The 8,749-nt window shown below is 46.4% G+C and carries 6 protein-coding genes; 1 reads left to right on the forward strand and 5 read right to left on the reverse strand.

What is annotated here, in order from left to right; translation table 11 throughout:
- Positions 1-64: 64 nt before the first annotated feature.
- Genes ACEW8F_RS00985 through ACEW8F_RS01000 form a run of 4 tightly spaced genes read right to left on the reverse strand, consistent with a single transcriptional unit; the run spans position 65 to position 2,729 of the window.
- On the reverse strand, positions 65-721 hold the full coding sequence (locus ACEW8F_RS00985) for an ABC transporter ATP-binding protein (RefSeq protein ID WP_373481602.1): 657 nt from the start codon (positions 719-721) through the stop codon (positions 65-67).
- On the reverse strand, positions 706-1,503 hold the full coding sequence (locus ACEW8F_RS00990) for an ABC transporter permease (protein ID WP_373481603.1): 798 nt from the start codon (positions 1,501-1,503) through the stop codon (positions 706-708). Before ACEW8F_RS00990 ends, ACEW8F_RS00985 begins: the two co-directional genes overlap by 16 nt.
- Positions 1,475-2,473 (reverse strand): ABC transporter substrate-binding protein, encoded by a 999-nt coding sequence (locus ACEW8F_RS00995; protein ID WP_373481604.1) that lies wholly within the window; start codon positions 2,471-2,473, stop codon positions 1,475-1,477. The genes ACEW8F_RS00990 and ACEW8F_RS00995 overlap by 29 nt, the downstream gene beginning before the upstream one ends.
- The gene (locus tag ACEW8F_RS01000; protein ID WP_373481605.1) at positions 2,466-2,729 is read right to left on the reverse strand and encodes a TM1266 family iron-only hydrogenase system putative regulator; all 264 of its coding nucleotides are present in this window, start codon (positions 2,727-2,729) and stop codon (positions 2,466-2,468) included. The genes ACEW8F_RS00995 and ACEW8F_RS01000 overlap by 8 nt, the downstream gene beginning before the upstream one ends.
- 487 nt (positions 2,730-3,216) lie before the next feature.
- Here ACEW8F_RS01000 and ACEW8F_RS01005 point away from each other — a divergent pair, with 487 nt between their 5' ends.
- A complete protein-coding gene (locus tag ACEW8F_RS01005) occupies positions 3,217-4,983 on the forward strand; it encodes a S8 family serine peptidase (RefSeq protein WP_373481606.1) in 1,767 nt (588 codons plus the stop codon).
- A gap of 279 nt (positions 4,984-5,262) precedes the next feature.
- On the opposite strand, the gene ACEW8F_RS01010 is transcribed toward ACEW8F_RS01005, so the two are convergent.
- Positions 5,263-8,730, reverse strand: a complete 3,468-nt coding sequence (locus ACEW8F_RS01010; RefSeq protein ID WP_373481607.1) for an FtsX-like permease family protein — start codon at positions 8,728-8,730, stop codon at positions 5,263-5,265.
- Positions 8,731-8,749: the final 19 nt, after the last annotated feature.

The raw sequence follows: 8,749 nt of genomic DNA on the forward strand, positions 1-8,749 counted from the left end.
TTATTCATTCATATGCTTATCTCTAGTCTAACATAAGAAAATAAGTTTTTCATCAGGTAAGCCTTTACAATTTTTTAGAATTGTCACTTAAACATTCTTTTTTTAGAATCTGAACCGGTTTGTCCGAAAAGGTCAGGATTACATGCGCCAACCGTCTGATTTCATCTTCATTATGGCTGACAAAAATCACCGTCCGTTTGTCCTGCTCCCAGATCTTTGAAAAATCTTCAATCAACCGGTTCTTCAGCGAGCAATCCAAACTGCTAAAGGGTTCATCCATCAGCAGCAATTCGGAAGGGTATAGAAAAGCCCGGGCAATGGAAACCCGCTGACGCATTCCGCCACTGAGTTCCTGGGGATAATAATCCCCCACTGTCGCCAATCCCACCAGTTCCAGCATGGCATCGATATCGGCATCATGGGGGCCCGGTTTTTTAATCGCTTTTTCTTTAAAGACAAGACGAAGATTTTCCCGCACTGTTCGCCAGGGCAGCAATCGCGGCTCCTGAAAAATGTAGGAGAGCGACTGAAAATTAATCCCTTCGATGGTTCCTCGATCAGGCTGTTCCAACCCGCTGCAGAGATTTAGGAGGGTGGTTTTTCCGGCCCCGGATGGTCCCAGAATGCCGGTGATTTTATTCTTTTCAAAAACCAGATTAAAATCTTCAAAAATCGTTTCTTCCCCATATTTCTTGTCGAGGTCTTTTATGATAATGGACATTGGCCATCCCCCTTCCGATTCTTTCCGATCACATGGAGGGTTATCTTTTCGATGGCCAGGCTGCAGATTACGATCACCAGGGTCCATGAAAATAATAAATCGGTTTCCAGATAAATTTTTGCATAATACAGATTCATCCCGATCGATGGCAGGGCATTGGCCAGCACCTCGGCGGTGACGGTGACCTTCCATCCCAGTCCAATAGCGTTCATTAACGCTGAAACCGCATAAGGTTTTACCGATGGTACATAAATATCGCGAATAATCTTTGTCTGTTCGACATTATAAATTTTTGCCATCTCCAGCAGCTTTTTATCGGTAGCTCTCACGCCCTGCACAACATTTGTCCAGGTTACCGGAAAGCAGATCAGAAAGGTGACCACCAGGGGCACCAGACCCGAGGCGATCCACAAATTAATCAGAATAATCACTGATACTACTGGCAAAGATTTGATCGTACTGACGAAGGGATTCATGATCTCATAAAAAGGATTGTTGAGGCCGCCGGCCAGACCGAGAACCAAACCCAGTATCACAGAAACAAAAACGCCGCCAAATACCCGGAGCAAGGTGACCCCGATACTCACAAAAAACTCAAAATCCCCAGCCAGGATGATCACACCTTCCAGGGTTTTAAGCGGCGATGGCAGCACCAGCGGGCTGTTGACCCACCGGGCTGCCAAGGCCCAAAGGAGTGCCCAGAAAAGGGCCACTCCTATTTTTACAATGATATTTTTATAGGGTCTGTTTTGCTTATTTTCCAAGAACGTAGAAATCTTCACCTGGAACTTTTCCTCCAACCGCTTTTGGTTCAAATCCAGCTAATATGGTATAGTATTCATTCAGTGATTCCTGGGCATCCTTAACTGGAATAAAAACGATATTGCTGTTTGGAATTGCTTTTTCGGCCAGTGCTGCATCGGCCATAATCCCCGCTGCAACAATATTTTTTGCTCCTTCAGCGGGATTGTCATTCACGGCATTTATCGATGCTTCATAGGCTTCCATAAATTTGTCCAGCACCTTGGGATTGGCTTGCGCCCATTCCTTATTGACAACCACTGCGGTCATCTGCAATTGGGATCCATTACTGGCTTCTTCCCAAGCTTTTGACATGTCCACCGCAATTTTAATATTTGGTTTTTTTGTTGTAATAGTAGTCACAAATGGTTCAGGAATCATCGCAATGGTAGCCTGTCCGGCTGCCAACTGGGTAACCGCTTCACTGTGTTCGGCCACATAATTAATGGTGACGTCCACCCCTGGTGTCAATCCGTTTTTCTCCAATAAATAGTTCAGCACATATTCCGGGGTCGAACCCTGTCCGCTGCCAATAATGGTCTTTCCTTTTAAATCAGCGATACTGGTGACGCCAGCAGATTCATCGGCAACAATATACAACACTCCCAGAGTATTGACAGATCCCAGGACAACCTGACCCTCGGTTTTATTAAACAACACTGCCGCTAAATTACTGGGCAGTGCGGCAATCTGAAATTCACCGCTGATCACACTGGCGGTCAATTGATCCGGAGCACCGGCCACGGTAAATTCGGTGGTGACATTTTCTCCCAGATCTACGCCGTTGACAATCATTTCTGCCATCCCCATTCCGGTTGGTCCGGCCAGGGTTCCGACTTTAACCGTTTGCGGTTCGGCCGGTTTTGCCTGACAGGCGGTAAAACCAAGGATCATCACCATGATTAAACCAGTCAGGATCATCATTTTTTTTACGTTCATTTTTTTACTCATTTTCTTTCTCATCCTTTTCTTGAAACTCTTTTTTTGACACTGTTAATTTTGAATGCACTTCTTTTAATTTACCCAACTGACCATTCAAAGAATTGATCTCGTTCATATTGCCGCATAAGGTGACACAGATAATGGATATGCCCTTATCTGAAAGCGGTAAACCCATCCGGCCAATGATTAATGATTGATAGGTTGCAATGATCCGATTAAACTCTTCCTGAACTTCTTTAGGATTTTCTAAAATAGCAGTTAGCACAGCTACGCGTTCGATGTTCGATCACTCCTTTCAAATCTCTCTAAAAAAAAACTTCCTGTAGAAACAGGAAGGCAGTATCAAAACAACCTGCTGATGCAGATTTGAATTTTGAACTTATTCCTTCCAAATCAGAACTTCTTTTCTGTCAGGTAAATACACTCATTCAATTGTAATTATTTTAACATTTATATAGTTTATTTGAAAGAAAAAGAAGGTGGAAAAATTCGACTTTTTAACGAGGCTCTTTTGAGAATATGATACGCTCTTTTCATTTAATGAAACGACAGTCCGTCTTGATAAACCTATTCGCAAACCAGGCTTATAAATTCCCGAATTATCCCTTCACAGAAACCCCATTCAGGAGTAAATATAAGGATATCTCTGGTTAATTGTGATATAATCTGCTCAGCAATTATTTTATGTCATTAGAATGAGTCTATGTGACTTTATACAATGACAATCTCATAAATTATCCAAGGAGAATCCCATGAAAAGTAAAACGAAACACCGCCTGACTTTGCTCGCTATTGTGCTGTTGATGTTGTTTTTACCGACCCCGATCCTGGCAAATGAAGCAATCCAAACCGGTGATAATCCCAATTCAAGTGAAGTGAGTGTGAAAGATCAGATGACCATCAATACCCTGTCCGAACTTCCCGATGTGGACAATAACGGCAATATCAATCAGCAGATCGTTATTATTTATAAAAATTCGAGCTCATTCAATGTTTCGAGCCTTTCCTTATCCACCACTGATATCGCATCCGGGGAAACCGTATCGGATCGGGTGGACTTACTGGAGGTAAAAAGCGATGTAAACATAGATGAATTTATCAAAACCATCAATGAAAATCCCAATGTTCTGGTAGCTGATCGCAATAGTATGCTAAGAACTTATTCCCTGCCTGATGATCCTTATGTCACCGATGGCAAAGCATGGCAGTTTGTGAGTATCGGCGCCGATAAAACCTGGGATCAGGTATCGAATTCTGAAACCATTGGCGTTGCCGTTTTAGATACCGGCCTCAATACCAATCATCCGGATCTGGTCGGCCGCATTATTAGCGGTTACGACTATGTCACCAAAAGTACCGATATCACCGATCAGGACGGTCACGGCACCTTAGTCAGCGGTTTTGTTGCTGCTGCCGCCAATAATGGCATCGGCCTTTCTGGGGTGGCTGGAACAGCCAATGTAAAAATTGCGCCCTACCGGGTCGGAACCAAAGGTCTCACCGTTGCCAATATCTGTGCTGCATTAATGGATGCCGCCGATCGTTCCGAAATCAAAGTCATTAATATGAGCTATGGCGGTTATGATTATAATAACAGCGAAGCTGCAGCCATTCAATACGCCAAAGACCGGGGCAAGATTCTGGTCGCTTCGGCCGGAAATGAAGGCGAGCCAACTGATCCTGAAACAGGATTGTCTTCTTATCCGGCTTCCTATGATGGTGTCATCTCAGTCGCTGCCACCACTCGTTTCAATGACCGGGCCTCTTTTTCCCAATATAACAATATGGTGGACCTGGCTGCCCCTGGAGAAAATGTTTATACCACTTCCCTTACTGGCGGCTATACCCAAGATAGTGGCACATCTTTCTCATCTCCGATCGTTGCTGGAGCCTGCGGTGTTTTACTGGCTGCCAATGGCAGCTTAAATGCCAGCGATGTGGAAGCGGCTCTGACAACCACTGCTCTGGATCTGGGTGATCCTGGTAAAGATGATTACTTTGGTTATGGTTTAATCCAACTGGATCAGGCATTACAAAAGGTAATAACTGATAAACCCTTAACCGCCTTATACAAAACCCATATTCAAAACCTTGGCTGGGAACCTGATTTTAAAAGAAATGGTGAGCTCAGTGGCACCGCGGGTTTAGGTTACCGGCTCGAAGCCATCAAAATTACTTTAGATAATCCCGGCTACGATGTCGGTGTTTCCTATCGAACCCATATTCAGGATATCGGATGGCAGGACTGGCGCAATAACGATGAGCTCAGCGGCACTTCCGGTGAAGGGCGTCGACTGGAGGCTATTCAAATTAAGTTGACCGGCGCTGACGCCGATCAGTTCGATATCTATTATCGTACCCATGTCGAAAATCAAGGTTGGCTGGGCTGGGCTGGTGCTGATGAACAATCTGGCACTGCTGGCTATGGCTACCGCCTGGAAAGTATTCAAATTATGGTGGTTCCGAAAGGAACCCCCTTTGATAGCTCCGGTGATTCGTTTATCACCAACCCGTTATGATCTTTCCACTGTTTTAATATCTGACTAGTTTAACAACAACTGATTTAATCAACCACGATTCCGCTTTGCTTCATCGTAGTTCGCGGGCAGTCGCCAACTACAAGCAAGCTTGTGATTGGCTCGTTGCCTTCACGCAACCACGATTCCGCTTTGCTTCATCGTAGTTCGCGGGCAGTCGCCAACTACAAGCAAGCTTGTGATTGGCTCGTTGCCTTCACGCAATTAAAAGCCGATGGGAAATGTGAAATTTCCCATCGGCTTTTATTATTTTAGATTTGATTATTCAATTGATTTTAATGATTCAACCATACTGATCCGTTTGATAATCGGTGTCATCAGAATATTGACAATAAAGGTAAAGGCCAGGGTAAAGACCACGGAGTAAATAAAACTGCTCGGTTCAATGCCCCGGGTAAACATAGCAATGTCTGTTTCCACCGTGTTGATGATAAAGCCGTTAAGCAGGACTCCTAAAAACAAGCCCACAACAATTCCGATACCCGAAAGAACAATATTCTCCCGGAAAATGTATTTATACACCTCCATATCATAAAATCCCAGTACTCGGATGGTAGCAATTTCCCGCACCCGCTCGGAAATATTAATGTTGGTCAGGTTGTATAAGACAACCGCTGCCAGGGCTCCGGCGGAAAGCAGCATCACTACCACCACGATACTTAAGCTACTGATGCTGTCTGCCGATGATTTGACAATATTCCCGGTGAAATTCACTGCTACCACCCCATCTTTTGCCAACCAGTCATTGGCAATGGCATTCTCAAGATCCGTTGTGGTATCTGGAATATTGACGTAGGCCATATTCACCTTAAGCTGTTTGCCAAAGGCCTTTTCGTAAGCTGCCGGGGACAGATAGAGATAGTTTTCCAGATAGTTTTCGGTAATTGCACCCAAAACCACCTCATGACTTTCATCCTCATTATAGATCCGGATGTTATCACCCACCTTAAGTCCCAGGCTGTTGGCAACTTTTTCCGATAAAACAGCGCCAGCTTCTTCCAGATTAATGGCTTCTCCTGATTTTCTGTCTTGAAGATGAATAAAATGATCAATCGTCGCAGCTGTTTCCGGGACAAATAGATAGGCCGCTTTGCCAGTACCCGTTCCGGCTTTTTCAATGGTCATCTTAGATTGATGGGCCAGGATGTTCTCGCTGAACCGGGTATCATTATCCAATATTTTTTTGAAGTCAGCCTTTTCGGCAAGGGTTTCTTCATTTTTTAAGGCCATGTAGCCATCAAAGACGGTGATGTTTTCAAACTGCCGGGGGATCATCGAAAATATCGCATCCTGGAGCCCAAACCCGGCCAGGATCAGAGCGGTACAACCGGCGATCCCAATTACCGTCATAAAAAAACGGCCCTTGTAACGCAACAGGTTGCGGGCAGTGACCTTTTCAATGAAGCCCAGCCGTTTCCAGATAAAAGGAATACTTTCGAGAAAAATCCGTTTTCCAATCTTAGGTGCCTTGGGACGCATCAGCTCCGAAGGATGCTCTTTTAGCTCGTAATGGGTAACGATCAGGGCCGCCGCTACGGTACAGAAAATCGCAATCAAACAGGCGATAATAATCGGAATCCAGGGTGGTGATATTAATAAATCGGGAACCTGATAGAGCAGTCCGTAAGCCCCGGCAATTAAATGCGGCAAGGTATTGATGCCAATAATCAAACCGATAACTGAACCAATACTGCCAGCCAATAAGGCATAGACAAAAAACTTCGACCCAATCTGATCATGACGATACCCCAATGCTTTCAGCGTTCCAATCTGCGTCCGTTGCTCTTCCACCATCCGGGTCATGGTGGTGAAGGATACCAGTGCTGCCACCAGCAGAAAGATCAGCGGAAACACCCCGGAAATATTGTCAATCCGCTGGGCGTCTTCGCCGTAACTGGCATAGCCCGGATTATCATCCCGATTGAACAGATACCATTTTCCAAATTCCAGATCGCCAATTTTCGCCTCAGCCTTCGCCAGCTCATTGGCGGCGTTGGCCAGTTCCGCCTCGCCCTCTGCCCGTTTCTGAGCCAACTGGGCTTCCCCATCACTGAGTTCCGCCCATCCGGCCTCCAATTGATCCTGGGAGGCAATCAGCGTACTCAGGCCTTCTTCCCGTCCGGCCTCAAAGGCCGCAATTCCCGCTGCCAGCTGGTTTTTGCTGGCAGCCAGGGTCACCCATCCGGCGGACAGCTGATTTTCACCATCAATGGCGGCCTGGGCTAGGGCAGCTTCGGCCTGGGGCAGGGTTACTTCCAACTCGGCCAACTGAGTTTTCATTCCGGTTAACTGGGCCTGAAAGGCATAGATCTCGTCAATGCCCTGCTGGAGCTGGTCTTTTCCGGCGTAAGCCTGGACTAAACCCGCTTCAACTCCGGAAATCTGGCTATTAATCTCAGCCAACTGGGTTTCCAGGGCGGCCAGCTGAGCCTGATAATCTGGAGCAGTCGGATCCAGGCTCTGAATCTGAGCTTCGACTCCCGCCTGCATGGCCTCCAGGTTTACCAAAGCACTTTCTCCCTGGGCAATCTGGTTTTCCAGCGCAGCCAGCTGGGCTTCAAGTTCCGGTAACTGGCCAGAGGGATCCTGACCTTCCATTTGGACAATGCCATTTTTCAGATCGACGATACCCTGGCGCAGGGTTTCCAGTTGCGCCTCGCCTTTTGCCAGCTCCTGTTTTAAGGTACTGGCTCCATTGATCAGATCTTCCTCACCCTTGACGATCTGATTCTGAGCATCGTTGAGCTGAGCCTGGGTCTGAGCAATTGTGGTGTGATATTCATCCCAGCCAGCATTCAGGGCTGACTCACCGTCAATTAACTGATCTCTGGCATCGGCCAGGCTTGCTTCCCCCTGAGCAATGCCCTCGTTAAACTGGGTCACCCCATCGTTATACTTGGCTCGCCCCTTATCCAGTTCCGCCTGGGCCTTGGCCAGAATATCCGTGTGATTGATTTGCAGCTGCTGAAGACCCAAAGCTTCCAATTGGTTTTCCATCGTAACTAAGGCATCTTCATATTCCACTGAAAAGGGATTAACCCCGTCGGCAGTGACCTGAGACAAAAGATAAATCTCAGTAAAACGCTCAAAGGCAAAATTTTCCGGGGCGATAAAACCATAATAATCCACACTCCCCCGGCCTACCGAAGTACTGCCGCGTTCGATGGAGACAAACTGGGGGGATCTGACAAAACCGACGATGGTGAATTGATCCCGTTTGATCGATTCAGACAAAGCTTTATCGCCAACTTCCGGGAAAAGCTTAATCGTTTCACCCAGTTGATAAATATGGCTGGAAACTCCCATACCTTTATCTTCCTGAGGCTGTTCCAGCAGAATTTCGCCCTCATTTTCCGGCAGTCGGCCTTCTATCAACACCGGCTGATTCAGGGCCTGGTCGGACTGGTAGGCCATCAGTTTGATGACCGGCCGTTTATCACCCCGCTCGATGATCACATCGGCCGAATAGCTGGGCATCACGGTCGCCACCCCCGGGGTGTTCTTGACGGCATCCACATCCGCCGGCAAAAAGCCATAGGTAGAAACCAGCCGCATATCCATCAGCTGCTGGTTCTGATAGTACTCACTGACCGTATATTTCATGCTCGGGCCGGTTGTTTTTACCCCCACAAAAAAGCAGATACCCAGAGCAATGATGGCGACAATGGATAAAAAGCGGTTGATCGATTTTTTTATTTCTCTGAATGTGTCTTTCTGCAATGCTTTCATTGATATGTCCTTTATTATA

The organism is Acetobacterium sp. (genome assembly GCF_041752335.1).
Taxonomy (GTDB): Bacteria; Bacillota; Clostridia; order Eubacteriales; family Eubacteriaceae; genus Acetobacterium.

Excerpts from the sequence above, each read along its gene's own strand:
- ACEW8F_RS00985 (WP_373481602.1), bottom strand. The coding sequence starts at position 721 with ATGTCCATTATCATAAAAGACCTCGACAAGAAATATGGGGAAGAAACG.
- ACEW8F_RS00995 (WP_373481604.1), bottom strand. The coding sequence starts at position 2,473 with ATGAGTAAAAAAATGAACGTAAAAAAAATGATGATCCTGACTGGTTTA.
- ACEW8F_RS01005 (WP_373481606.1), top strand. The coding sequence starts at position 3,217 with ATGAAAAGTAAAACGAAACACCGCCTGACTTTGCTCGCTATTGTGCTG.
- ACEW8F_RS01010 (WP_373481607.1), bottom strand. The coding sequence starts at position 8,730 with ATGAAAGCATTGCAGAAAGACACATTCAGAGAAATAAAAAAATCGATC.